The sequence below is a fragment of the Kribbella orskensis genome, assembly GCF_004342085.1.
In the GTDB taxonomy this organism is placed as follows: Bacteria; Actinomycetota; Actinomycetes; order Propionibacteriales; family Kribbellaceae; genus Kribbella; species Kribbella orskensis.
In genome coordinates this window covers 337119-362526 of record NZ_SLWM01000002.1, presented here as the reverse complement: position 1 = coordinate 362526, position 25408 = coordinate 337119, and the positions used below count along the sequence as shown (strand labels likewise).

The 25408-nt window shown below is 69.7% G+C and carries 23 protein-coding genes; 15 read left to right on the top strand and 8 right to left on the bottom strand.

Translation table 11 applies throughout. From position 1 onward, the window contains the following. The first annotated feature begins 65 nt into the window (after positions 1-65). Positions 66-437 carry a VOC family protein gene (locus EV644_RS06775; RefSeq protein ID WP_132188030.1) on the top strand — a complete coding sequence of 124 codons (372 nt, stop codon included), beginning with the start codon at positions 66-68 and terminating at the stop codon, positions 435-437. A gap of 2 nt (positions 438-439) precedes the next feature. On the opposite strand, the gene EV644_RS06770 is transcribed toward EV644_RS06775, so the two are convergent. After that, positions 440-1201 carry an SDR family NAD(P)-dependent oxidoreductase gene (locus EV644_RS06770; protein WP_132188031.1) on the bottom strand — a complete coding sequence of 254 codons (762 nt, stop codon included), beginning with the start codon at positions 1199-1201 and terminating at the stop codon, positions 440-442. Between the two features lie 105 nt (positions 1202-1306). Between EV644_RS06770 and EV644_RS06765 the strand changes: the two genes are divergently transcribed. Further along, positions 1307-2173, top strand: coding sequence for a LysR family transcriptional regulator (locus EV644_RS06765; protein ID WP_132188032.1), 867 nt, complete (start codon positions 1307-1309; stop codon positions 2171-2173). On the opposite strand, the gene EV644_RS06760 is transcribed toward EV644_RS06765, so the two are convergent. Beyond that, on the bottom strand, positions 2154-2759 hold the full coding sequence (locus EV644_RS06760) for a TIGR03086 family metal-binding protein (protein WP_132188033.1): 606 nt from the start codon (positions 2757-2759) through the stop codon (positions 2154-2156). The genes EV644_RS06765 and EV644_RS06760 overlap by 20 nt on opposite strands. Positions 2760-3147: 388 nt before the next feature. On the opposite strand from EV644_RS06760, the gene EV644_RS47680 reads away from it, so the two are divergent. Beyond that, complete coding sequence (locus EV644_RS47680; protein WP_158292759.1) at positions 3148-3594, top strand: serine hydrolase; 447 nt, start codon at positions 3148-3150, stop codon at positions 3592-3594. On the opposite strand, the gene recQ is transcribed toward EV644_RS47680, so the two are convergent. The 3 genes from recQ to EV644_RS06740 are packed head-to-tail and all read right to left on the bottom strand — an operon-like array spanning position 3527 to position 6713. Next, positions 3527-5374 carry a DNA helicase RecQ gene (gene recQ / locus EV644_RS06750; protein WP_199239674.1) on the bottom strand — a complete coding sequence of 616 codons (1848 nt, stop codon included), beginning with the start codon at positions 5372-5374 and terminating at the stop codon, positions 3527-3529. The genes EV644_RS47680 and recQ overlap by 68 nt on opposite strands. 26 nt (positions 5375-5400) lie before the next feature. After that, positions 5401-5871: a VOC family protein gene (locus EV644_RS06745; RefSeq protein WP_132188034.1), complete on the bottom strand. Its 471-nt coding sequence runs from the start codon at positions 5869-5871 to the stop codon at positions 5401-5403. Continuing rightward, positions 5868-6713 carry an AraC family transcriptional regulator gene (locus tag EV644_RS06740; RefSeq protein WP_132188035.1) on the bottom strand — a complete coding sequence of 282 codons (846 nt, stop codon included), beginning with the start codon at positions 6711-6713 and terminating at the stop codon, positions 5868-5870. The genes EV644_RS06745 and EV644_RS06740 overlap by 4 nt, the downstream gene beginning before the upstream one ends. Positions 6714-6875: 162 nt before the next feature. Between EV644_RS06740 and ilvD the strand changes: the two genes are divergently transcribed. Next, the gene (gene ilvD, locus EV644_RS06735; RefSeq protein ID WP_132188036.1) at positions 6876-8726 is read left to right on the top strand and encodes a dihydroxy-acid dehydratase; all 1851 of its coding nucleotides are present in this window, start codon (positions 6876-6878) and stop codon (positions 8724-8726) included. A 1230-nt stretch (positions 8727-9956) separates the two neighbouring features. Here ilvD and EV644_RS06730 read toward each other — a convergent pair. The 3 genes from EV644_RS06730 to EV644_RS06720 all read right to left on the bottom strand — a co-directional run bounded on the left by EV644_RS06730 (position 9957) and on the right by EV644_RS06720 (position 11235). After that, positions 9957-10265, bottom strand: a complete 309-nt coding sequence (locus EV644_RS06730) for a type II toxin-antitoxin system PemK/MazF family toxin (RefSeq protein WP_132188037.1) — start codon at positions 10263-10265, stop codon at positions 9957-9959. Then, a complete protein-coding gene (locus EV644_RS06725) occupies positions 10265-10501 on the bottom strand; it encodes a ribbon-helix-helix domain-containing protein (protein WP_132188038.1) in 237 nt (78 codons plus the stop codon). The genes EV644_RS06730 and EV644_RS06725 overlap by 1 nt, the downstream gene beginning before the upstream one ends. A 65-nt stretch (positions 10502-10566) precedes the next feature. Further along, the gene (locus EV644_RS06720) at positions 10567-11235 is read right to left on the bottom strand and encodes an LON peptidase substrate-binding domain-containing protein (protein ID WP_132188039.1); all 669 of its coding nucleotides are present in this window, start codon (positions 11233-11235) and stop codon (positions 10567-10569) included. A 92-nt stretch (positions 11236-11327) separates the two neighbouring features. Here EV644_RS06720 and hisD point away from each other — a divergent pair, with 92 nt between their 5' ends. The 11 genes from hisD to zwf all read left to right on the top strand — a co-directional run bounded on the left by hisD (position 11328) and on the right by zwf (position 25344). After that, positions 11328-12641: a histidinol dehydrogenase gene (hisD, locus tag EV644_RS06715; protein WP_132188040.1), complete on the top strand. Its 1314-nt coding sequence runs from the start codon at positions 11328-11330 to the stop codon at positions 12639-12641. Next, positions 12641-13759 carry a histidinol-phosphate transaminase gene (locus EV644_RS06710; protein ID WP_132188041.1) on the top strand — a complete coding sequence of 373 codons (1119 nt, stop codon included), beginning with the start codon at positions 12641-12643 and terminating at the stop codon, positions 13757-13759. Before hisD ends, EV644_RS06710 begins: the two co-directional genes overlap by 1 nt. After that, positions 13756-14355, top strand: coding sequence for an imidazoleglycerol-phosphate dehydratase HisB (gene hisB / locus EV644_RS06705; protein WP_132188042.1), 600 nt, complete (start codon positions 13756-13758; stop codon positions 14353-14355). The genes EV644_RS06710 and hisB overlap by 4 nt, the downstream gene beginning before the upstream one ends. After that, positions 14352-14993 (top strand): imidazole glycerol phosphate synthase subunit HisH, encoded by a 642-nt coding sequence (gene hisH, locus EV644_RS06700; protein ID WP_132188043.1) that lies wholly within the window; start codon positions 14352-14354, stop codon positions 14991-14993. Before hisB ends, hisH begins: the two co-directional genes overlap by 4 nt. 164 nt (positions 14994-15157) lie before the next feature. Continuing rightward, positions 15158-16453, top strand: a complete 1296-nt coding sequence (locus tag EV644_RS06695) for a DUF2254 family protein (protein WP_132188044.1) — start codon at positions 15158-15160, stop codon at positions 16451-16453. Then, positions 16440-18101: a thiol reductant ABC exporter subunit CydD gene (cydD, locus tag EV644_RS06690; RefSeq protein ID WP_132188045.1), complete on the top strand. Its 1662-nt coding sequence runs from the start codon at positions 16440-16442 to the stop codon at positions 18099-18101. Before EV644_RS06695 ends, cydD begins: the two co-directional genes overlap by 14 nt. Next, entirely contained in the window at positions 18098-19810 is a 1713-nt protein-coding gene (cydC, locus tag EV644_RS06685) for a thiol reductant ABC exporter subunit CydC (protein WP_132188046.1), read from the top strand. The genes cydD and cydC overlap by 4 nt, the downstream gene beginning before the upstream one ends. Before the next feature lie 85 nt (positions 19811-19895). Continuing rightward, on the top strand, positions 19896-21293 hold the full coding sequence (locus EV644_RS06680) for a cytochrome ubiquinol oxidase subunit I (RefSeq protein ID WP_132188047.1): 1398 nt from the start codon (positions 19896-19898) through the stop codon (positions 21291-21293). A 21-nt stretch (positions 21294-21314) separates the two neighbouring features. After that, a complete protein-coding gene (gene cydB, locus EV644_RS06675) occupies positions 21315-22298 on the top strand; it encodes a cytochrome d ubiquinol oxidase subunit II (RefSeq protein ID WP_132188048.1) in 984 nt (327 codons plus the stop codon). A gap of 57 nt (positions 22299-22355) precedes the next feature. Next, the gene (locus EV644_RS06670) at positions 22356-23933 is read left to right on the top strand and encodes a GMC oxidoreductase (protein ID WP_132188049.1); all 1578 of its coding nucleotides are present in this window, start codon (positions 22356-22358) and stop codon (positions 23931-23933) included. Between the two features lie 34 nt (positions 23934-23967). Further along, positions 23968-25344 carry a glucose-6-phosphate dehydrogenase gene (gene zwf / locus EV644_RS06665; RefSeq protein WP_132188050.1) on the top strand — a complete coding sequence of 459 codons (1377 nt, stop codon included), beginning with the start codon at positions 23968-23970 and terminating at the stop codon, positions 25342-25344. Positions 25345-25408: the final 64 nt, after the last annotated feature.

Genomic DNA, 25408 nt, shown 5'->3' with positions numbered 1-25408 from the left:
ATGTCGAAGTGGGCCGGGCGGCTTCTACCTAGGAGTGAAAGCACTTCGGACAAGGAGAAGCAGAGATGAACCACATCACCGACATCCGCACGATCGCGATCCCGGTCACCGACCAGGACCGGGCCGTCGAGTTCTACGTCGGCACGCTGGGATTTGAGAAGCACATGGACGCCCCGCTCCCGCAACTCGGCGGCCGCTGGATCGTCGTCGCCCCACCCGGAGCTACCACCAACCTGGCTCTGGTCCCGGCATCCGACACCACCCCCACCGGCACCGACACCGGGATCCGCCTGGTCACCCCCGACGCCGCCACCACCCACGCCACACTCACCGCCTCCGGCGTGTCCACCGACGACCTGCTCGTCTGGCCGGGCGTCCCACCCATGTTCACCTTCCGTGACCCCGACCAGAACCAGCTCTATCTGGTCGAGGAGTGAGCTCAGGCGGTGAGTTCGACACCGGTGAGCTCCTGGCAGGCGTTGAGGAAGCCGGTTTGGACCTTGGGGTCTGCGGCGGCGCGGTCATGGCGGTAGGGGCGGAGGTGGTAGAAGTAGCCGCCCGTGGGTGGGTCCGGGGTGGTTGCCAACCAGACCTGGGTTTCGGGGCCCTGGGTCAGGTCGCCCGGGGCGCCCGCGCCACCCATCTTGGTGGCGACCCAGCCGGGGTCGACGGCGTTCGAGGAGACGCTGGGCCAGAGGCGGGCGACCGCGAAGGCCAGGATCACGTCGTACAGCTTGGAGTCGGAGTAGGCCTGAGATCCGTTCCAGCGACGGCGTACCCACTGCAGGTCGTCGAGGGCGAGGTCGCCGCCGAGATGCATCCCCGAGCTGAGGTAGACCAGGCGGCTGGGGCGATCGATCAGCGCGGTGAGCAGGTACGGCGCGAGCACGTTGATCGCGAAGACGTGCTCGAGGCCGTCCGCCGTCTCGATCCGCGGCTCGCGATACCCGACCGCGACGTTGTGGATGACGACGTCGAACCGCCCCGACTCGTTTGCCTGGCGGGCCAGGTCCTTCGTCTCAGCGATGCTCGAGACGTCGCCGGTCAGCACCCCGCTCGCACCGGGCAGGGTCGCCCGGGCATCGCGGGCCCGGGACTCGTTGCGGGCATGCAGGACGACCTCGTGGCCCTCGTCCAGTAGCCGTTCGGCCGCCATCAGACCCAGGCCGTCGGCGGAACCGGTGATCAGAATGCGCGACACGTCGTCGCTCCTTTCGCTGTACCCCGTCCACTCTGCGCGGTCCGGGGGCCCGCGTCCAAGACCCGTTCCAAGCGCTGTCATACCCTGGCGGTATCAGGAGGTGGCGTGGACGTCGATCTGCGGAAGGTGCGGTACTTCGTCGCCGTGGCCGAGGAGTTGCACTTCGGGCGGGCGGCCGAGCGGTTGCACATCGCCCAGCCGGTGTTGTCACGGCAGATCCGCGCCCTGGAGGACGAGCTCAAGGTCCAGTTGTTCGTGCGGACCAAGCGGGCCACCGAGCTGACCGCGGCCGGGCGCCAACTGCTCGAGGACGCGCGGCCGTTGCTCGCCTCGGCGGAAGCAGCGAGGCGCCGGGTGGTGCTAGCAGCCCGCGGCCCGAAGACGTTCACCATCGGTTTCATGCCCGGGATCACCGTCACCGCGGCAGTGCGGGCGTTCACCGGCCAGCATCCTGGGCTGACGATCGAGCTGCTCCGGACCACCTGGGAGGACCAGGTCGAGGTGCTGCACGACGGAAGGGCCGACGTGAGCATCGTGCGGCTGCCGATCGACCAGCAGGGGCTGACCGTCCGCCCGCTGTTCGACGAGCCCCGGGTGGCGATGCTGCCGGCGGACCACCGGCTGGCGGGCAAACCGTCGATCGAGATCAGCGACCTGGCCGACGAGCACCTGCTGCAGCATCCGGACGCCGTACCGGAGTGGCGGGACATCGCCAGCGAGCTGCGCGACGGCCTGCCCCGCCCCGTGCCGACCCTTCACAACGTCGAGGAGAAGCTTGAACACGTTGCTGCAGGCAACGGTATTTCGATTCTCCCGCTGTCCACGGCGAGCTTCTACACCCGCCCTGACGTGGTCAGCGTCCCGGTCGACGATCTCGGCCCGAACCACGTCTGCCTGGCCTGGACCGCGACTCGCCGTTCCAAGGCTGTGCAAGACTTCGCCGACATCGCGATCAGGGTGCTGAAGAGTTAGCCGTCCAGGCCGACGATCTCCCGAGCAGGGCGAGTACGCGGTCGAAGGTCTCCGGAGTGCTGACCGCGAGGCCGGGCTGGAACGCCGCGCCTGGTGCTGTTCGATTGGCGCCGTCGGGCACGGCTTCGGCGATCGGCAGTGCGGCGGCCAAGACCTCTTCGTCGAAGGACACCGATACGTCGATCGCGCGAGCCACGTCCCAGCTGTGCACCACGTAGTCGATGAAGTGGAAGCTGACCCCGGTCTCGGCGGGTAGTGTCACGCCGCCGCGGACCTCGGGCAGCCAGAACTCCCGGTCGTACAGGTCGTCCGCAGCGAAGGCCGCCACCACCCGCTCTGCCGACGCCGCGTACTCCTTGGCGGGGTCGTGCACGACCGGCCGGTCCGCCCAGACCGAGCGATCCCTCGTCTCGCCGTGCGCTACCGCGGCGAACCCGTGGTTCTGGCCGATCATATGAGCCAGCAGTTGTCCGAGGTCCCACTCCGAGCAGGGCGTTCGCAGGCCGAGCTGATCCGGCCGGACCTGGGCGACCACTGAGGTCGAGACGTCCATCACCCGGCGGTGCAGCTCTCGCAGATCGTTCATGCCTGCCACGCTAACCACCGGGCCCGACAGGTTTCGCGGTCGACATGACCCCGGCACGCGTCACCATCAGGGGATGGTGCGACCTGGGTGGGGCTGACGATCGCGGTGCTGGTACTGAGTCTGGCCGGATGCTCGGCGGGCTCGGACACAGCGATACCGACGATTGCCACCACGCCCGTCGATTTCAAGCTGCCCGATCCCGGCACCACGCCACTCGATCCGGCCAAGGCGTCCGCGTACGTGAAGCACAAGCTGACCGCGAACAACGCGACCGTGCGGCAACACCTCGGCATGCGGTCCGGAGTACCGAACTATCTGCCCGACGACGACGCCAGGATGGACAAAGGCGATCGCGGCGGCGCCGGGGAAGCACTGGACGGCGGAGCAGGTGCTGTCCTACGACACGGCCGAGCCGACTCAGGCGGACAGCCCGTACAACTACAGCAATCCCAGTTACGTGCTGCTCGGGATGCTGATCGAGAAGATGACCGGCGAGCCGCTCGCGACCGTACTGCGCCGCGACCTCGCCAAGCCTGCCGGGCTGGAGCGGGCCGCCTTCCAGGACGGGGAGAAGCCGCAGCCGCCGCTTGTTCTCGCAGGCGTTCGGCCCGGGGACGGCGTACGGTCATCGCGGCGAGATGCCCGACTACTCCAGCATCATGGTCGCCGTGCCGGAGAAGAAGGTCGCTGTCGCCGTTCTGCTTGCCAACGGCAACAAGAACTCGGACACGGTGGTCTCCGAACTCCTCACCGCGGTCCAGCCGCTGCTAGGCGGCCAGCGCCTCGAGCACACCTTCGCCGTACTTGGCGAGCTTGTTCTCCCCGACGCCGCTGATCTTGCCGAGTTCGGCCAGGGTGCCGGGGAGGTCGGTGGCGATCTGCCGCAGCGTCGCGTCGTGGAAGATCACGTACGCCGGAACGCCCTGCTCCTTGGCGACGGCGGCCCGCCAGGTGCGCAGGCGCTCGAACACCTGGGTGGCCTCGGGGGAGAGGTCGACCGCGGCGGCCTTCTTCTTACCGCCACTGCTGGACCGGGAAGACCTCAGCGCTCGCTCGGGCTCACGGCGCATCATCACCTCGCGGCGTCGCCCGAGCACCTCGGCGCTGTCCTCGGTGAGCAGCAGCGTGCCGTAGTCGCCTTCCACCGCGAGCAATCCCTGCGCGAGCAACTGGCGGACCACGCCACGCCACTCGGTGTCCTTCAATTCGGTGCCGATGCCGAAGACGGACAGTTCGTCGTGCCGGAACTGGGTCACCTTCGGCGTCGTCTTGCCGAGCAGGATGTCGATCACCTGGCCGGCGCCGAACTTCTGGTTGCGCTCGTGCTGCAGCCGGTAGACGGCCGAGAGCAGCTTCTGCGCCGGGATCGTGCCGTCCCAGGACTCCGGCGGAATCAGGCACGTGTCGCAGTTGCCGCAGGGCTCACCCTTCTGGCCGAAGTACGCCAGGAGTTGCTCGCGGCGGCACTGCACGGTCTCGCAGAGCGCGAGCATCGCGTCGAGGTGAGTGCCGAGCCGGCGGCGGTGCGCGGCATCGCCCTCGGACGTGTCGATCATCTTGCGCTGTTGCACCACGTCCTGCAGGCCGTACGCCAGCCAGGCGGTCGACGGCAGCCCATCACGTCCCGCGCGGCCGGTCTCCTGGTAGTAGCCCTCGACCGACTTCGGCAGGTCCAGGTGCGCGACGAACCGCACGTCGGGCTTGTCGATGCCCATGCCGAAGGCGATCGTCGCCACGACGACCAGCCCGTCCTCGCGGAGAAAGCGGGACTGGTTCTTCGCGCGGGTCCGGCTGTCCAGGCCCGCGTGGTACGGCACGGCCTCGATCCCGTTCTGGGTCAGGAAGACCGCGGTCTTCTCGACGCTGTTGCGGGACAGGCAGTAGACGATGCCGGCGTCGCCCGCGTGCTCTGTGCGCAGCAGGTCGAGCAACTGCCGCTGCGGGTTGTCCTTCGAGACGATCCGGTACTGGATGTTCGGCCGGTCGAAGCTGGCCACGAAGTGCTTGGCGTCGGTCAGGTTCAGCCGGGTGGCGATCTCGCGGTGCGTCGCCTCGGTCGCGGTCGCCGTCAGCGCGATCCGCGGTACGTCGGGCCAGCGCTCGTGCAACTCCGAGAGCATCAGGTAGTCGGGCCGGAAGTCGTGACCCCACTGGGAGACGCAGTGCGCCTCGTCGATCGCGAACAACGAGATCTTGCCCTGGTCGAGCAACCGCGTGGTCGATTCCACCCGGAGCCGCTCGGGGGCCAGGTAGAGCAGGTCGAGCTCGCCGGACAGGAAGGCCTGCTCGACCTCGCGGCGCTGCTCGTAGTCCTGGGTGGAGTTGAGGAATCCGGCGCGGACGCCGAGCGCTCGCAGCGCGTCCACCTGGTCCTGCATCAGCGCGATCAGCGGCGAGATCACCACGCCGACGCCGGGCCGGACGAGCGCCGGGATCTGGTAGCACAAGGACTTGCCGCCACCGGTCGGCATCAGCACCAGGGCGTCACCGCCGCCGACGATGGTCTCGATGATGTCCCGCTGCTCACCACGGAACGAGGCATACCCGAACACGCGGTGCAAGACCTCCAGGGCCTCGCTCGCGGTGTCGTCCAGTGGCTGGCTCGTCTCGGTCACCCGGCGATTCTACGGAGATTGCCCAGTCACTGCTGGGCCCCTGTGGACGACGCGCCGATCTCGCCGCGATACGTGCCGATGCTCCACACGTTGCCTTCTGGATCCGCGATGCTGAACCCGCGCGAGCCGTAGTCCTCCTCGCGCATCTCCCGGACCACGGTCGCGCCCGCGGCCATCGCCTTCGGGAACAGCGCGTCGGGGTCGTCGTGCACCAGATACACCGCGGACTTCTGGTCGACGAACGCGTCGAACTCGTTCGGCTCGGCGTTGCGGTCGACCGAGCTGACCATCACCCCACCACCGACCGGCCAGGCCAGCTCGGCATGGGCGATCGACCCTTCGGCGGCCCCGGCGTACGAGGCGACGAGGGTGAAGCCCAGGCCCTCGGTGAGGAACTTCAGCGCGGCCTGTCCGTCGCGATAGATCAACGTCGGCCAGACGCCGATCGCAGTACCTTGGTGGGCTTGTTTCTGGGTCTCGTTCACGGTTGCGTTCATGCCTCCGACTCTGGCAGCGGGTCCTCGTTCCTGTCTTGGACGAATGGGAGTTCCTCGGTCATCCACTGCCGCGGCGAGCACCCGGCGATCGAGTGCCACTCGCGGGTCAGGTGCGCCTGGTCGGCATACCCGAGGTCTGCCGCGAGATCCGCCAACCTGGTCGTAGGTTGCGCCTTCAGCCTGTTGACGGCCTGCTCGAACCGCAATACCCGAGCGGTGACCTTGGGGGCCAACCCGTACTCCGCGCGGAACCGCTCGGTCAGATGCCGCCGGCTCCACCCGACCTCCGTCGCCAAGTCCTGTACTCCGACGCCGCCGGCCGTCTCGCACAACCGTCGCCAGGCCCAGCCGAGCTCGGCCCTCGGCTCGGGCACGGGCTCGTCGCGCCAGTTCTCCAGCAGCAACCGCTCGACCAGGTCGAACCGTTGCTCCCAAGTCGTCCTCTCGCGCAGTTGCTCGTTGAGCTCCCGCGCTGGTCGGCCGAGCACTTCCTCGAGGTTGATTACGATCGAGGCGAGCTCACCTGGTGGGATACCGAGCAGCGCCCGCGAACCCGCCGGAGTCAGGGCGAGCTGGATGCCGGCGACGTTGGGGGACTCGCCGATCCGCACGGCCGTCGAGTGCAGCCCGCCGACGAGAGTGTCGAACTTGTCGACCGGAGCACCGGGCCAGGCCACCCCGACCGGCTCGTCCAGGCTGATCACGATCGTCAGGTACTGCGAGGGGAGTCCCAGGTGCACCTCCGGCGGTTCGTCGACGTACGCGTAACCGATCAGGGCGCCCAGGTACGGCCGCAGCGCCGGCACGGCCGCGCGGGCGTGGAACTCGAACCCGGACTCCATCTGCTCAGGCTAGATCCCTCCGCAGACAGAAGCAGGCCAAGCGGCCGCGGCCGCTCAGGTGACGCCCGCGATGCGGGACCGGAGTACCGGTATCTGGACGCGAGGTGGCACCATGCGAGGTGGACGGAAGCCGCCGCACCGGAACAACCTGGAGAGATCGTCGTGCCTGAACTGAGGTCCCGCACTGTCACCCACGGCCGCAACATGGCGGGCGCCCGCGCCCTCATGCAGGCCTCCGGCGTCGCGAGAGAGGACTTCGGCAAGCCGATCATCGCCGTGGCGAACAGCTTCACCGAGTTCGTCCCCGGGCACACTCACCTGCAGCCGGTCGGCCGGATCGTCTCCGAGGCGATCCACGCGGCGGGCGGGATCGCGCGCGAGTTCAACACCATCGCGGTCGACGACGGCATCGCGATGGGCCACGGCGGGATGCTCTACAGCCTGCCGTCGCGGGACCTGATCGCTGACTCGGTCGAGTACATGGTCGAGGCGCACTGCGCCGACGCGCTGATCTGCATCTCCAACTGCGACAAGATCACCCCGGGCATGCTGATGGCCGCGCTGCGGCTGAACATCCCGACCGTGTTCGTCTCCGGCGGCCCGATGGAGGCCGGCCGGGCCACCCTGGTCGACGGCACCGTCCGCAAGCTCGATCTGATCGACGCGATGTCGGAGGCCGTGAACGAGAACGTCTCCGACGCCGACATCCTGCGGATCGAGGAGAACGCCTGCCCGACCTGCGGTTCCTGTTCGGGCATGTTCACCGCCAACTCGATGAACTGCCTGACCGAGGCGATCGGCCTGTCGCTGCCGGGCAACGGCTCCGTGCTCGCCACCCACACCGCCCGCAAGGCGCTGTACGAGAACGCCGGCCGGACCGTCGTCGAGATCACCAAGCGGTACTACGAGCAGGACGACGCCACCGTGCTGCCCCGGACGGTGGCCTCGCGCGCCGCGTTCGAGAACGCGATGGCGCTGGACATCGCGATGGGCGGTTCGACCAACACGATCCTGCACCTGCTCGCCGCGGCCCAGGAGGCCGAGGTCGACTTCGACCTGGACGACATCAACGACGTCTCGCGTCGCGTGCCCTGCCTGGCGAAGGTCGCGCCGAACGTGGCACCGGGCGGCACCTACTACATGGAGGACGTGCACCGGGCAGGCGGCATCCCCGCGATCCTGGGTGAGCTGTACCGGGCCGGGCTGCTGAACGAGGACATCCACACGGTGCACAGCGCCTCGATCGACGAGTGGCTGAAGAACTGGGACCTGCGCGGCGGTTCGCCTTCCGCCGAGGCGGTCGAGCTCTGGCACGCTGCACCTGGCTGCAAGCGGTCGGCGACGGCCTTCTCGCAGTCCGAGCGCTGGGACACCCTCGACACGGACGCCGCCGGCGGTTGCATCCGCGACCGCGAGCACGCGTACTCCGTCGACGGCGGTCTGGCGGTCCTCAAGGGCAACCTGGCGGTCGACGGCTGCGTGGTGAAGACGGCGGGCGTCGACGAGTCGATCTGGACCTTCGAGGGACCGGCGGTCGTCTGCGAGTCGCAGGAAGAGGCGGTCGAGAAGATCCTCGCCAAGGCGATCAAGCCCGGTGACGTGGTGGTGATCCGCTACGAGGGTCCCAAGGGCGGCCCGGGGATGCAGGAGATGCTCTACCCGACGTCGTTCCTGAAGGGCCGCGGCCTGGGCAAGGTGTGCGCGCTCGTCACCGACGGCCGCTTCTCCGGCGGTACTTCGGGGCTGTCGATCGGCCACGCCTCCCCGGAGGCGGCCTCGGGCGGCACGATCGCCCTTGTCCAGGACGGCGACCAGATCCGCATCGACATCCCGAACCGCTCGATCGACCTGCTCGTCCCGGACGAGGAGCTGGCTTCTCGGCGCGAGGCTCTGGGCGGCGTCTACGCGCCGAAGGCCCGCGACCGAAAGGTCTCGGCCGCCCTCCGCGCCTACGCCGCGATGGCGACCAGCGCCGACAAGGGCGCAGTACGGGACGTCACGAAGCTCGGCTGAGGTACTCGAGCAGCAGAGGTGCGCGAGCCCCATCGTCTTCGCGGCGACCGGGTGGTGCGGTCGGGTTGCCGCTGGGTGACCTTGTGCACGAGGTGAGCAGTCGCATGCCCGGGCGATGCTCAGGTGGTGCACAAGGTGGCCGCTGCTGCTGGCGCTCGGTGGCTGTGGTTGGCGCGCGGTGGGTCAGCGCGGCTGCCGCGAGTGTGGCGTGCCGAGGGCAGTGCCGGTGCGAGGGTGCCGGGGCGGAGCGGGGTGCCTGGCGGGGGTGGGGAGATCAGGGGAGGTTTAGATCGAAGGCGAGGGTTATGCCGTCGGTCAGGAGGTGTTCCTGGTCGGGGAGGAGATAGCCGGACAGGCGGCTTGCCTCCTCCGGGAGGGTTCGCCCACTGGCAGAGCAAGGGGCGAACCCCTCCAAGAGGAGCTAACCCGGCTGAAGCCCCAACCCCCCACGCCGGCCGGCGCCCACCCCGGCACACCACCCGACCTGCGCACCCCAACCCAGCACGACCCCCCAACAGGCGGCTTACCTCCTCGGGGAGGGGTTCGCCCACTGGCAGAGCAAGGGGCGAACCCCTCCAAGAGGAGCTAACCCGGCTGAAGCCCCAACCCGCCCCACGCCGGCCGGCGCCCACCCCGGCACACCACCCGACCTGCCCACCCCAACCCAGCACGACCCCCCAACAGGCGGCTTACCTCCTCGGGAGGGGTTCCCCCACTGGCAGAGCAAGGGGCGAACCCCTCCAAGAGGAGCTAACCCCGCTGAAGCCCCCAACCCGCCCCACGCCGGCCAGCGCCCACCCCGGCACACCACCCGACCTGCGCACCCCAACCCAGCACGACCCCCCAACAGGCGGCTTACCTCCTCGGGGAGGGGCTCGCCCACTGGCAGAGCAAGGGGCGAACCCCCGCAAGCGGGGCGAACCCCCGCAAGCGGGGCGAACCCCCGCAAGATCGGCGAACCCCCGCAAGAGGAGCGAACCCCCGAACAGGCGGCTTACCTCCTCGGGGAGGGGTTCGCCCACTGGCAGAGCAAGGGGCGAACCCCTCCAAGCGGAGCGAACCCCCGCAAGCGGGGCGAACCCCCGCAAGAGGAGCTAACCCCCGCTGGAGCCCCAGCCCGGTCTGACCCGCGCGCTCCCAGGACCCCGATGTACAGCTTGCACTCCGCGGCCCGGCGAACCCGACGCTCCGAGGCCGCGTGAAACTCCTCCGGCCTTCGACGGCGCTCGGTCAGCGGAGGGGGTCCAGGTCGAAGGCGAGGGTGATGGATTCGGTGAGGAGGAGTTCCTGGTCGGGGAGGAGGTAGCCGATCAGGCGGCCGAGCTGGAGCTTCGGGATGGTCTGGATGTTGTCGCAGCTGATCGCGCTCGGGTGGTCGAGGCCGTTCTGGGTGCCGACCAGTACTTCGGTCGACAGGCCGCGGATCGTGCTGGTGATCGGGGCGACGGTGACGTTCTTCAGCCGTGGCCGGATCAGCTCACGGGTCAGCACCACCACGGGCCGGGGCTTGTCCAGCCGGGCGATGTGCAGCGGCCGCATCAGTCGAGGTCGGACAGCGCGGTATCGCCGGCGTAGCTCGCGAGTCCGTCGAGGTCGGACGGCTCGCCGTACTCGGCCAGAATCGCGGCGTCCCGGGCAGCCAGTTCCCGGCGGCGCTCGCGCTCCATCGCCCGAGCCACCACGGAGGCCCGGCTGGATGCCTTGTTGTCGTCGACGAGCCGGTCCATGAACTCGACCAGCTCGTCCGGCAACCGCACAGTGATCTGCTTACTCATACCAGAACCATACCGCTCTGGGATTCACTTCACTACCAGTCGGCGGAGCGGACCGGTCGAGCGAGTCAGTTCGGGGACATGTCGGACCAGGGGAGGTCCGTGGCGGGGAGGGACGGGAGGGCCGTGATCGCGGCGAGCTCGGAATCCAGGAGGCCGACGAGCTGGGCCAGGCGGGTGGTGGTGTCGGTGGCCTCGAGGAGCTTCTGGCGGTCGGGGGTGACGAGCGTCATCGCGGCCGACATCAGGTACGAGAGGGTGGTCGGATCGTCCGGCAGTGACTCGATGTGCAGGCCGGGCTGGGAGATCTCGGTCACCGCCGCGGCGTAGCGACGAAAGCGCTGGATCGCCACGGTCGCAGTACCCAGGGGGTCGTCGCCGGGTTCCTCGTCGAGAAACTCGACGTCGGCGACCAGATAGTCGCCGCCGCTGTCGAGCTCGGCGACCTTGAAGCGGCGGTTGCCGGTCAGGGTGACCTCGACCGGGCCGTCGTCGCCCGGGTCGAGGGAGATCTCGGAGATGGTCGCGGCGCAGCCGGTGCCGTAGAGCGAGCGGAAGACCCGGTCGCCGAGCTCGTAGCCGTCCCGGACCGCCACCGCTCCGCAGACGAGTTCGCCGCCGTTCTCGACCAGGTCACGGATCACAGACCGCCCCTGGACGTCGGTGACGGGGATCGGGAGCACCAGCCCTGGGAAGATCACTGTCTCGACAGTGAGGAGCGGCAGGCGGGAGTCCATGCCGTCGAGCCTAATGGCAACCGGCCCCGGTCACCGTCCGTGCAGCAGACGGCGCGCGGGGACCGGGGGAGGCGACCACTAGACTGAGCCCCATGATTCGCCGCGTCGACCTGCGGGGCCGAGTGGCAGCCGGAGAGGTGCTCAACCTCCAAGCCCTGGTCCCCCGAGCCGTATTCGACGTCGAGGCAGCTCTCGACGTCGTCCGACCCATTTGTCTGGACGTCCGTCATCGGGGCCTCGAGGCGATCAGGGAGTACGGCGAGAAGTTCGACCATGTGCGGGTGGAGGACCTCCGGGTCCCGGCCGAGGCGCTGAAGAGCGCGCTGGAGGAGCTCGTCCCCGAGGTGCGCAGCGCGTTCGAGGAGGCGATCAGGCGGGTGCGCGAGGTCAGCGAGGACGAGCGTGGCGCGGACGTCGAGTCCCAGCCTGCCCCCGGTGGCCGGGTCACCCAGCGGCTGGTCCCGGTGCAGCGCGTCGGGCTGTACGTCCCGGGCGGCCGTGCGCCGCTCGCGTCCAGCGTCGTGATGAACGTCGTACCGGCTCAGGTGGCCGGGGTTCCGTCGCTGGCGGTGGCGTCACCGCCCCAGAAGGAGTTCGGGGGTCTGCCGCACCCGACCGTGCTCGCGGTCTGCGCGATGCTCGGCATCGACGAGGTCTATGCGATGGGCGGCGCCCAGGCGATCGCCGGGTTCGCGTACGGCTTCGAGGGTTGCCGCAAGGTCAACCTGATCACCGGTCCGGGCAACATCTACGTCGTCGCGGCCAAGCGGTTCCTGCTGGGCGAGGTCGGCATCGACTCCGAGGCCGGCCCGACCGAGATCGCCGTGCTCGCCGACGACAGCGCGAACGCCGCGCACGTCGCCGCGGACCTGATCAGCCAGGCCGAGCACGACCCTATGGCAGCCAGTGTGCTCGTCACCCCCAGCGAGACCCTTGCCGTCGCGGTGGAGGCCGAGCTCGGCGTGCAGGTCGCGCGGACGAAGCACCGGGAGCGGGTGGCGGAAGCCCTCGCCGGGCAGCAGTCGGCCGTCGTACTGGTCGACGACCTGGAGCAGGGCACAGCGGTGGTGGACGCGTATGCGGCCGAGCACCTCGAGATCCAGACGGTGGACGCCGAGGAGCGGGCCGGGCTGATCAACAACGCGGGCGCGATCTTCGTCGGCGGCTGGTCGCCGGTGTCGCTGGGCGACTACTGCGCGGGGTCGAACCACGTCCTCCCCACGGCAGGCTGCGCGTGCCACTCGTCCGGACTGTCCGTGCGCAGCTTCCTGAAGGCGATGCACGTCGTGAACTACTCCCGCGAGGCACTGCAGCAGGTCGCCCGGCACGTGGTCGCGCTGGCGCACGCCGAGGACCTGCCGGCCCACGGCTCGGCCGTGTCCGTTCGCTTCCGGGATGAGGACTGATGGGCCGCTTCGACGGGCTGCCGCTGCGCGACGAGCTGAAGAGCTTCGAACCGTACGGCGCGCCGCAGCTGGACGTCCCCGTCCTGCTCAACGTCAACGAGAACCCGTACCCACCGAGCGAGGCGACCGTCGCAGACATCACCGCGTCCGTGGCGGAGGCCGCGCGCGGCCTGAACCGGTACCCGGACCGCGAGTTCCTCGACCTGCGGGCCGACCTCGCGGCGTACCTGGGGCGTGAGTCGGGGGCGCAGCTCACCGCCGAGGAGGTGTGGGTCGCCAACGGGTCCAACGAGGTGATGCTGCACCTGCTGCAGGCCTTCGGCGGTCCGGGCCGTACTGCGCTGTCGTTCGCGCCGACGTACTCGATGTACCCGGAGTACGCACGGGATACGAACACGGCATGGGTCACCGGTCGCCGGTCCGAGGACTTCACCCTGGACCAGAGCAAGGCGCTCGCCGCGATCTCCCGGCACCGGCCGTCCGTAGTACTGCTGGCGTCACCGAACAACCCGACCGGTACTGCGCTGCCGATCCAGCTGGTCGAGGCGGTCGCCGCCCGGACCTCCGCGATGGGGGCGGTCCTGGTGGTGGACGAGGCGTACGCGGAGTTCCGCCGGGCCGGTACGCCGAGCGCGGTCACGTTGTTGCCGTCGTACCCCAACCTGGCGGTGGCTCGGACCACCTCGAAGGCGTTCGCGCTGGCCGGGGCGCGGGTCGGTTATCTTGCCGCCAGCAAGCAACTCGTGGACGCGCTGCGGATCGTCCGGCTGCCGTACCACCTGTCGGCCGTGACGCAGGCGGTCGCGCGGGCGGCGCTGCGGCACTCCGACGAGCTGCTCGGCCGGGTCGAGCAACTCCGCACCGAGCGCGACGAGACGGTCGACTGGCTGCGGGCGCAGGGCCTGCGGGCGGTGGACTCCGACGCGAACTTCGTGCTGTTCGGCACCTTCGCCGACCGGCACGCGGTCTGGCAGTCGCTGCTGGACGACGGCGTGCTGATCCGGGAGACCGGGCCGGCCGGCTGGCTGCGGGTGTCGATCGGCACTGGCGCCGAGATGGCGGCGTTCCGCGCCTCGCTGGAAAGAGTTCTGAAGACAGACCTGGGAAGGCAGACATGAGCAGGACAGGCCGGATCGATCGCGAGACCAGCGAGTCCAAGGTGCTGGTCGAGCTCGACCTGGACGGCACCGGGCGGGCGGACATCTCCACGGGGGTCGGCTTCTACGACCACATGCTCAACGCGCTGGCCAAACACGCGCTGCTCGACCTGCACGTGAACACGGTCGGCGATCTGGAGATCGACGCGCACCACACCGTCGAGGACACCGCGATCGGCATCGGCCAGGCTTTGAAGGAAGCCCTGGGGGACAAGCGCGGGATCAGGCGGTTCGGCGACGCGACCGTGCCGCTCGACGAGGCACTCGTGCACTGCACGGTCGACCTGTCCGGCCGGCCGTACTGCGTGCACACCGGTGAGCCCGACGGTCAGGTCTACGCGATCATCGGCGGCGACTACGCCGGTTCGCTGACCCAGCACGTCTTCGAGACGCTCGCGTTCAACGCCGCGATCTGCATCCACATCCGGGTGCTGTCCGGCCGCGACCCGCACCACATCGTCGAGGCCCAGTTCAAGGCCTTCGCGCGGGCGCTCCGGGCCGCGGCCGAGCTCGACCCGCGGCAGCCGGGTATCCCCTCCACCAAGGGCGCCCTGTGAGCAAGAAGGTCGTCCTGCTCGACTACGGCTCGGGCAACATCCGCTCCGGCGAGCGTGCGTTGCAGCGGGTCGGCGCGGATGTCACCGTCACCGCGGACTTCCAGCAGGCGCTGGACGCGGACGGCCTGCTGGTGCCCGGCGTCGGCGCCTTCGAAGCCTGTATGACGGGCCTGCGCGGGGTGCGCGGCGACGTGCTGGTGGATCGCCGGCTGACTGGCGGGCGGCCCGTGCTCGGGATCTGCGTCGGTATGCAGATCCTGTTCGGCAAGGGCATCGAGCACGGCGTCGAGACCGAGGGCTGCGACCAGTGGCCCGGGGTGGTGGAGCGACTCCAGCCGAACGGTGACGAGCCGGTTCCGCACATGGGCTGGAACACGGTCGACGTGCCGTCCGGCAGCAAGCTGTTCGAGGGCGTCGACAAGGAGCGGTTCTACTTCGTCCACTCCTACGGCGTCCGCGAGTGGGAGCTGAAGGACACCCGAGCCTCGGTGGCCCCGGCGGTCACCTGGACGTCATACGGCGGCGACCGGTTCGTGGCGGCGGTGGAGAACGGACCGCTCAGCGCCACCCAGTTCCACCCCGAGAAGTCCGGCGACGCGGGCGCCGACCTGCTGGCCAACTGGGTCCGCTCGCTCTGACAACAGCGTGGGCGAGCGGCCTGCGGCTCATGCGGAGGGGGTGAGGACGGCTCCGGGCGCCCGGGTGTGGGATGGGTTGCGGCGGCAAGTCCTGTCGCCGCGATCGAGGGGTGATCGGCGATGGGCGGGATCAGCAGCACCAGAGCACGGGCGGCCAGCGACCGATGAGGTCCTGGGCAGACGGCTTCCGCGCCCGCCAGTTCGTCCGGCAGAGCCTGTGGGTGGTGCCGCTGATCGGTGGCGTTGTCGGTGCGGTGCTGGCCGACGTCGACCTGTGGCTCGAGGGCCGGATCACCTTGCCACCGGAGTGGTCGTACTCCGAGAACACTGCGAACGCTGTGTTGTCGGCCGCCGCGGCCGCGATGATCGGGCTGATCGGCTTCGTGGTCACGATCGGCGTGCTGGTCGTGCAGATGGCGACCGGCACGCTGTCGCCGCGCTTCATGCGGCTGTGGTACCGGGATCGGCTGCAGAAGCTCGTCCTCGCGGCGTTCACGGCCACGTTCACCTTCGCCTTCGCCCTGCTGCGCCATGTGGAGTCCGACTCCGTGCCCGATCTGGGCATCACCCTGGTCGGGCTGGCGGTCGCGGCCGACCTGATCCTCCTGCTGCTGTACTTCGACCGATTCGTGCACGCCCTTCGGCCGGTCGCCGTCGCGGCTGCGATGGCACAGGCCGGTCTGGCGATCGAAGCCGGGGAGGACCGCCTCACCACGGCCGCCGAGTCCGGCGATCAGGGGGCCGGGCGCGGTGCGCCGGACGCACGGGTGATGGCGCCCCGGTCAGGCGCCATCCAGGCCATCGACATCGCCGCCCTCGTCCGGTTCGCGGCGACCCGCGGCCAGGTCTGCGTCGTACCGCACACGATCGGTGACTTCGTCACCGTGGGGAGCGTGCTGATCGAGGTTCACGGACCGGCGAGCGAGACCGACCTGCGCCGGCTGGGTGGGATGGTCTCGCTGGGCCGCGAGCGCACGATCGACCAGGACCCGGCCTTCGCCCTGCGCATTCTGGTCGACATCGCCATCCGCGCGCTGTCCCCGGCGGTCAACGACCCGACCACGGCGACCCAGGTGCTCAACCACATCGACGCCCTCCTGCTCGGGATCGGGTCCTCCGACCGCGCCTTCCGGGGGACCGCCCTCGACGCCGACGGCCGGGTCCGCCTGGTCGTCCGGACCCGCGGCTGGGCGGAGTATCTCGACATCGGGGTGACCGAGATCCGCCAGTACGGCGCTCCCTCCCCACAGATCTGCCGGCGGTTGCGCGCCATGCTCGAGGATCTGCGGGCCGGCGTCCTGCCCGAACGCCGGGCGGCCGTGCAAACTCAGCTCGAGGCCCTGGACCGGGCAACCGACGCGGCGTTCGCCGACCCGTTCGAGCGGGCGCTGGCGAGGATGAGCGACCGGCAGGGCCTTGGCACCACCCGGCCCGGCGAGACCTCCGATGCCCGCCGTTGATCGGAGACTGATCGCGCGGACGTGGGCGGTCCGCGCGTTGTTGCTGCGGTCCGCCGCCCTCGGGGTCGCGACCGCGGCCCTGGTCGTGGCGCAAGCCTGGCTGCTTGCGGGGCTGCTCTCCGCGTCCTTCCAGGACGGCGCGGGCCTCGACGAGTTGCGCGGCCCGCTGCTGGTCCTGCTCGGCGTCGTCATCGCCCGTGCCGTGCTCGCCTGGCTGGCCGAGCTGATGGCGCACCGGGCCGGCACCCAGGCCAAGGCGGAGCTGCGGATGGCCCTGCTGCGGCACGTTGTCGCCCTGGGCCCGGCCTGGCTCGCCCGGCACCGCACCGCTGAGCTCGAGGCGCTGGGTACCCGCGGCCTCGATGCGCTCGACGGCTACTTCACCCGCTACCTGCCGCAACTGGTACTGGCGGTCGTCATCCCAACCGCAGTCATCACCGCGGCAGTGACGCAGGACATCGTGGCAGCGGCGATCATCGCCGTCACGGTTCCCCTGATCCCACTGCTGATGGCGGTCGTCGGTGCCGGTGCCAGGGCCCAGGCGGCCAAGCGTCTTGTCGCCCTGCAGCGGCTGGGCGGCCACTTTCTCGACAGCATCGCCGGACTGACGACGCTCAAGGTCTTCGGGCGGGCGCGCGCCCAGGCAGACCTGGTCCGTCGTACGACGGACGACTTCCGCGAGGAAACGATGGGCACACTGCGAGTGGCCTTCCTGTCCTCCCTCGTGTTGGAGTTGCTCGCGTCGTTGTCGGTGGCGGTGGTTGCGGTGGCTGTCGGAATCAGGCTCGTCAGCGGCGATCTCGACCTCTCGACCGGCTTGTTCGTGCTCATCCTCGCTCCTGAGGCCTACCTCCCGCTGCGCACCCTGGGCGCGAGCTTTCACGCCAGCGCGGATGGTGCCGCCTCGGCGGACCAAGTGTTCACGGTGCTGGACAGCCCGCTTCCGGCCGGCCGTACCGGCGCCGGTCTCCCGTACCACCCGGCCGTGGATCTGCGCGTGGACGAGGTGTGCGTGAGCTATCCGGACCGGGCCGAACCCGCGCTCGACCGGGTCAGCCTGTCGGTCCGGCCGGGTGAGGTGGTGGCCTTGACCGGTCCGAGCGGCTGTGGCAAGTCGACCCTGCTGGCCGTGCTGCTGGGCTTCGTCGGCGTCGACTCCGGACAGGTGACCGTCTGCGGGGTGGACCTCGCCGAGCTCGATCTCGACCTCTGGCGCCGGAATGTGGCCTGGGTCCCGCAGCGGCCTTACCTGCTGGCCGCGAGCCTGGCCGACAACGTCAGGCTCGGCAGGCCGGACGCTGCTGAGGAGGACGTACTGCGAGCGGTTCACGACGCCGGGCTGGCGCAGCTGACCGAGCGGCTGCCGCACGGGCTCGCGACGCCACTGGGCGAGCGCGGCGCCGGCCTGTCCGCGGGGGAGAGGCAGCGCCTCGCTCTGGCCCGGGCGTTCCTGCTGGATGCGCCGCTGCTCCTGCTGGACGAGCCGACGGCCAACCTGGACGGCGAGACCGAGGCATCGGTGCTCGCCGCGGTCGCCCGCCTGACCGTCGGACGTACCGCATTGATCGCCGCGCACCGACCGGGTCTGGTCACGTTGGCGGACAAGGAGATCCGGCTGGAACGCGCGACCTCGGTGGGCTACCGATGACTTCCAGACTCACGGCCCGGCTGGCTGCGGCCAGCCTGCTCGGGGCGGGTGGCGCCGCCGCCGGCCTCGGTCTCGCGGCGACCGCCGGCTGGCTGATCGCCCGCGCCTCCGAACACCCGAACATGGCGGCGCTCGGACTCGCTGTGGTCGGGGTGAGGTTCTTCGGGATCAGTCGCGGGCTGCTCCGGTACGCCGAGCGCCTGGTCGGCCATGATGCGGCGTTCCGCGTCCTGGCTGAGGTACGGATGAAGGTCTACGCCAGACTCGAGCGTCTCGCCCCGGCTGGCCTGCCGGCTTTCCGCAGCGGTGACCTGCTGGCCCGTTTCGTCGACGACGTGGATTCACTGCAGGATCTGCTGCTGCGCGTGGTCTCGCCGTACGTCGTCTTCGTCGCCTCCGCCGGGTTGACGATCGGCCTGGTCGGGACCTTGGTACCGACCGCCGGCGTAGTCGTCCTGGTCGCCGCGCTGCTCTGCGCGACCGCCGTTCCCGTCCTGGCCCGGCAGCTGGTGCGGCGGTCCGAAGCGCGCCAGGCCGAGACGCGAGGCGAGCTGTCGACCGCCGTGGTCGACCTGGTCCAGGGCGCGCCCGACCTGATCGCCTTCGGTGCCGCGAAGGCGCAGTTGCTACGGGCCGGTCGAGCCGATGCCGAGCTGGCCAGGGTGGCCCGGGCGGCCGCTCGCACCGCTGGAACCGGCTCGGGGCTCACCACACTGCTCGCCGGGCTGTGTGTCTGGGGTGTGCTCGCGGCCGGGATCGTTGCCGTCGACAACGGTCAGCTTCCCGGTGTCCTGCTCACGGTCGTCGTCCTGGTCTCCTTGGCGTCCTTCGAGCTGGTGACCGGCCTCCCGCAGGCCTTCGCGACGCTCGAGCGGGTGCGCCGTTGCCGGGAACGGGTCGATGCCCTCCTGGCTGTCGATGACCCGGTCCGCGAGCCCACGGATCCGGTGCCGCTGCCGGCCGCGCCATACTCGATCCGCCTACGCGGCGTGCGCGCCCGCTACCCGTCCGGACGGCTCGCGCTGGACGGGATCGACCTGGATCTGGCTCCCGGCGACAGCGTCGCGGTGGTCGGACCCAGCGGAGCGGGCAAGTCCACGCTGGCCGCCATCCTGATGCGGTTCCTCGAACTCGAGTCTGGTATGGCGTCGCTGAACGGGGTCTGTCTCGGCGACCTGGAATCCGACGCTCTTCGCCGGGTGGTCGGCCTGGCCGGGCAGGACGCACATGTCTTCGACCGCACGATCGGCGACAATCTCCGGCTGGGGCGGCCGGACGCGACCGAGGCCGAGACCCGGGCCGCGCTGGCGGAGGTCGGTCTGCTGGCCTGGGTCGACGGTCTACCGAACGGCCTGGCCACCGAAGTCGGCGAGCACGGCGCCCGGCTCTCCGGCGGCCAGCGGCAGCGGCTCGTCGTCGCTCGCGCCCTGCTGGGGGACTTTCCGGTGCTCATCCTCGACGAGCCGACCGAGCACCTCGACCCTGGGGCCGCCGGCGCGCTGACCGCGAATCTGCTGGCTGCGGCCTCCGGGCGCACCACATTGCTCATCACCCACCGGCTGAGTGGCCTGCAGACCGTCGACCGGATCCTGCTGCTGGAGGCCGGGCGGGTGGTGGAGTCGGGCACACACGCGGACCTGATCGCGGCCGGCGGGGCGTACTCCCGGATCTGGAACAGGGAGCAAGGGCACCTCATCCGTTCTGAATGATGCGCTGACCGCTGACCCGGGTCGAGGCTGCAAGAAACGACGAGCTCTTCCGACGAGGGGTGATCAGCCCGAGAAGAGGTCTGCGATGGACCCGACCGACCTGGCGCGTATCCAGTTCGCCACTACCAGCATTTACCACTTCGTCTTCGTGCCGGTGACGATCGGGCTGACGTTCCTGGTGGCCGTGCTGCACACCCAGTGGTACCGATCGGGCCAGGAGGACCACAAGCGGCTGACCCGGTTCTTCGGCCACCTGCTGCTGATCAACGTCGCCGTCGGGGTCGTCACCGGGCTGGTGCAGGAGTTCCAGTTCGGCACGAACTGGTCGGCGTACTCACGGTTCGTCGGCGACGTGTTCGGTGCGCCACTGGCGATGGAAGGGCTGGCGGCGTTCTTCCTGGAGTCGACGTTCCTGGGGTTGTGGGTCTTCGGCTGGAACGTGCTGCCACGGCGCGTCCACCTCGCCACGATCTGGCTGGTTGCCGTCGGGGCCGCGCTCTCGGCCGCGTTCATCATGGCGGCGAACTCGTGGATGCAGCACCCGGTGGGCTACACCACCGACGCCCAGACCGGCCGGCCACAGCTCAGCTCGATCGGGGACCTGTTCACCAACCCCGTGTTCGTCTGGGGCTATGTCCACGTGATCCTGGCCTCGCTACTGACCGGAGCCGTGCTGATGCTGGCAGTGTCCGCCTGGCAACTCAGGCGCAGCGAGCACGGTGAGCTCTTCCGCCGCTCGGCCAAACTCGCGATCGTCGTCCTGCTCCCGGTCTCGATCCTGGCGCTGGGAGTCGGCAGCCACCTCGGTGTGGTGGAGGCGGAGTACCAGCCGATGAAGATCTCGGCCGCCGAGGCACAGTGGGAGACCTGTCAGCCCTGCTCGTTCTCGCTGTTCCAGATCGGCGGCGGCAGGAACGACGAGACCCCGAACCAGGTGCTCGAAGTACCCCATCTGCTGTCCCTGCTCGCCACGGGCACGTGGAACGGCCAGGTGGAAGGGCTCAACGCGCTGCAGGCGGCCGACGTCCAGCAGTACGGCAACGGCAACTATGTGCCGAACGTGTTCGTCCAGTACTGGTCGATGCGGGTGATGGCCTACCTCGGCAGCCTGATGACGCTGATCGGCCTCTGGGGAGCCTGGCTGCTGTACCGCCGGAAGCTCACGGAGTCGCGAGTGTTCCTCGCGGTGGCGACCTGGGCGGTGGTGGCGCCGTTCCTGATGAACACGGCCGGCTGGATGCTGACGGAGAACGGGCGCCAGCCGTGGCTCGTCCAGGGACTGATGAAGACCGCGGACGGTGTGTCCACTTCGGTCAGCACGACCGAGCTCACGATCAGCATCGGGGTACTGGTCGCCGTCTACGTGCTGCTCGGGATCGTCTACCTGTTCCTGATGCTGCGCTACGCACGGCGCGGTCTCGAGCTCGAGCACGCCCCCGACGAGCCCACAGGTGATCGCCGGACGCCTGCGATCACCTACTAGCGAGCGACCCTGGAGGCGGCGATGGGACTACCCGAGCTGTGGTTCGTGATCATCGCGATCCTGTGGACCGGCTTCTTCGTCCTGGAGGGCTTCGACTTCGGCGTCGGAATGCTGCACCGGGTCCTCGGCCGGACCGACCGGGAGCGCCGGGTGGCGATCAATACGATCGGCCCGTTCTGGGACGGCAACGAGGTCTGGCTGGTCGTCGGCGGCGCGGCGATCTTCGCCGCGTTCCCCGACTGGTACGCCAGCTGGTTCTCGGCGAGCTACCTCGCGGTTCTGCTGCTGCTGGTGGCGCTGATCGCCCGCGGCGTGTCGTTCGAGTTCCGCGGCAAGGTCGACAGGCCCGGTTGGCGCCGGCTGTGGAGCGGCACGCTGACGATCGGCAGCCTGCTGGCACCGCTCGTTCTCGGGATCGCGCTGGGTGACCTGGTCGCAGGCCTTCCGCTCGACGCCGACGGCGAGTTCACGGGCACGTTCTGGGATCTCTTCACGCCGTTCGGCCTCTGGACCGGAGTGACGCTCGTGGTGCTCTGTCTCATGAACGGGACGACGTTCCTCGGTATCAGGACCACTGGTGAGCTGCGAGAGCGAGCGCGCGGTGCCGCTCGCTGGTTCGGCTGGCTGGGCTTCGTGGTCGCCACGGTCTACGCGGTCTGGATTCTGGTCATCGCGGATCACGGCTGGGCGCCGATCCTGCCGCTGGTCGTCGCCCCCGCGGCGCTGCCCGTCTCCGTCTGGGCGGTGCACCAGGCCCGCGACGGCGCCGCGTTCATCCTGTCGGCGACCGCGACGGCCTGTGCTGTGGCGGGACTGTTCGCCGCCCTCTACCCCCAGGTCATGGTGTCCAGCACGGACTCCGCGAACAGCCTCACCGTCGCCAACGCGGCGTCGGCCGACTACGCGCTCACGGTGATGAGCGTCGTCGCGTTGATCTTCTTTCCCTTGGTGCTGCTCTACCAGGCGTGGTCGTACGTCGTCTTCCGTCACCGCCTGAGTACGTAGGCCACGTCATCCAGCGCGGATGAGGCATCCGGCGCGGATTCGACGAAGGGTGGAGAGATGGCTGGCGATCAGCACTACGACGTGATCATCATCGGCACCGGCGCAGGGGGCGGCACACTGGCCCATCGGCTGGCGCCGTCCGGTAAGCGGGTCCTCCTGCTCGAACGCGGCGACTATCTGCCGCGAGAACGCGAGAACTGGGACTCCACGGCGGTGTTCGTGCAGGGCCGGTACCGCGCGCCGGAGTTCTGGTACGACGAGCACGGCCACGAGTTCCCGCCGGAGACCAACTACTACGTCGGGGGCAACACCAAGTTCTACGGCGCGGCCCTGTTCCGGTTGCGGCCGCAGGACTTCGGCGAGCTGCGGCACCACGGCGGCGTCTCGCCCGCCTGGCCGCTGCGGTACGACGACTTCGAGCCGTACTACACCGAGGCCGAGCACCTCTACCGGGTCCACGGCCGTCACGGCGAGGACCCCACCGAGGGTCCGGCCAGTGCGCCGTACCGCTTCGTGCCGGTCGAGCACGAGCCCCGGATCCAGCAGTTGAGCGACGACCTGGACAAGCAGGGGCTGCATCCGTTCCATCTGCCGATCGGCGTCGATCTCATCCAGGACGAGCAGGGCCGGGCGACCCGGGACAGCGTCTGCATCCGGTGCGACAAGGTGGACGGGTTCCCCTGCCTGGTCCAGGCGAAGTCGGACGCGCAGGTGATCTGCGTGGACCCGGCGCTGAAGCACGAGAACGTCTCGATGCTGACGAACGCGCACGTGCAGCGGCTCGAGACCGACCCGACGGGGCGAACGGTCTCGCAGGTCGTGACCGAGATCGACGGGTCGACCGTCCAGTTCAGCGCGGACCTCGTGGTCGTCGCCTGCGGCGCGGTCAACTCCGCCGTACTGCTACTGAAGTCGGCGAACGACCGCCATCCGCAGGGTCTCGCGAACAGCTCGGACGTCGTCGGCCGGCACTACCTGCGGCACAACAACCTCGCGCTGATGGCGGTGTCGAAGGAGCCGAACCCGACCCGGTTCCAGAAGACCCTGGCGATGAACGACTGGTACCTCGGGGCCGACGACTGGGACTACCCGCTCGGCGGGATCCAGATGCTGGGCAAGTCCGACGCCGAGCAGGTCCGCAGCGGCGCGCCGCGCTGGGCCGGCAAGGTCTCACCGAACATGCCGTTTGAGACGATCGCCCACCATGCCGTCGACTTCTGGCTGTGCGGCGAGGACCTTCCGCTGCCGGACAACCGGGTCACCGTGCGCAAGGACGGCTCGATCCAGCTGGCCCTCGACGAGAAGAACAACGTCGAGGGGGTCAACCGGCTCAGGCACAAGTTGCAGAACATGCTCGGCGACCTCGGGATGCACGAGCACAAGTTGCTCGACAACAGCATCTACCTGCACAAGGGGATGCCCATCGGCGCCACCGCGCACCAGGCCGGCACCGTGCGGTTCGGCGACGACCCGGCGAGCTCGGCGCTAGACGTGAACTGCAAGGCCCACGACCTCGACAACCTCTACGTCGTCGACACCAGCTTCTTCCCGAGCATCGGCGCCGTGAACCCTTCGCTGACCGCGATCGCGAACGCGCTCCGGGTAGGCGACCACATCCTCGACCGGCTCCGCTGAGCCCAGCCGACCCGGACTGATTAGGAGAACCGCTATGCCAACCGCCGACATGGACGCGCTGGTCATCTTCGGTGCGACCGGTGATCTCGCGAAGCTGGAGACTTTCCCTGCCCTGGTCGGGCTGGTCGACCGGGGCGTGCTCGACGTACCGATCGTCGGGGTGGCCAAGAGCGGTTGGGGGCTCGACCAGTTCCGCGCGTACGCGACAGCGTCGTTGCGGGCCAACGGGATCGACCCGGACAGCGCCGCGGCGGCCGGCATGCTGGGCCTCCTGCGCTACGTCGACGGCGACCTCGACGACGACGCGACGTACGCCGCGATGGCCGACGAGGTCGGCACCGGCGGACGGGCTCTGTTCTACCTCGAGGTGCCGCCGCCGCTGTTCGGCCGGATCGCCGAGGGCATCGCGACCGCGGGCAAGGCCGACGGGGCCCGGGTGATGGTCGAGAAGCCGTTCGGCACCGACCTGGCCAGCGCCCAGAAGCTCAACGCGACCATGAACAAGGTCTTCCCCGAGGAGGCGATCTACCGGGTCGACCACTGGCTCGGCCTGGACCCGCTGGAGAACGTGCTCTTCGCCCGCTTCGCCAACTCGGTGGTCGAACCGCTGCTCAACCGCGATCACGTGGAGAGCATCCAGATCACCATGGCGGAGAGTTTCGACGTGTCCGACCGGGGCAGCTTCTACGACCGCACCGGGGCGATCCGCGACGTCCTCCAGAACCACATGCTGCAGGTGCTCGCGTGTGTGGTGGCCGATCCGCCGGGCCATCTCGACGATGCCGCCTGGCGGTCTCAGAAGACCGCGGTGATCAAGTCACTGCGCCCTCTCACCGCCGAAGACACGGTGCTCGGGCAGTACGACGGCTATCTGGACGTCGCCGGCGTCGATCCTCAGTCGCGGACCGAGAGCTACGTCGCGGTCCGGCTCGCCCTCGACACCTGGCGCTGGGCCGGCGTACCGATCGCGATCCGGGCCGGGAAGTGCATGCCGGTCACCGCGACCGAGGTGGCGGTCCGGTTCCGCCGCCCACCGCAGGACATCTTCGAGCTCGGGAGTTCCGCCGGCGCGAACCAGCTGCGGTTCCGGATCTGGCCGGAGAGCCAGGTCGGGCTCACCCTGACCGGCAAGAAGCCCGGCGCCGGCTGGACCGCGCAGGCCGAAAACCTCGCCTTCGCCGAGGCGCCGGGATCCGACCAGCGACCGTACGACCGGCTGATCGGGGCGGCGCTCCAGGGCCGGCAGGCGCTCTTCGCCGCGCAGGACACGGTCGAGGCCGCCTGGCGAGTGGTCGAGCCGGTGCTCGGCGACGCCGTCCCCGTCGTCCCGTACGCCAAGGGCAGTTGGGGGCCGAAGGAGGCCGACGCCCTGCTGCCGCACGGCGCGATCTGGCACGACCCGGCCGGATGATCCAGGGGGCCAGTGATGAGACAGCGGACCAGGAGCGGCGCGGAGGATCGATCGGAGCCTCGCC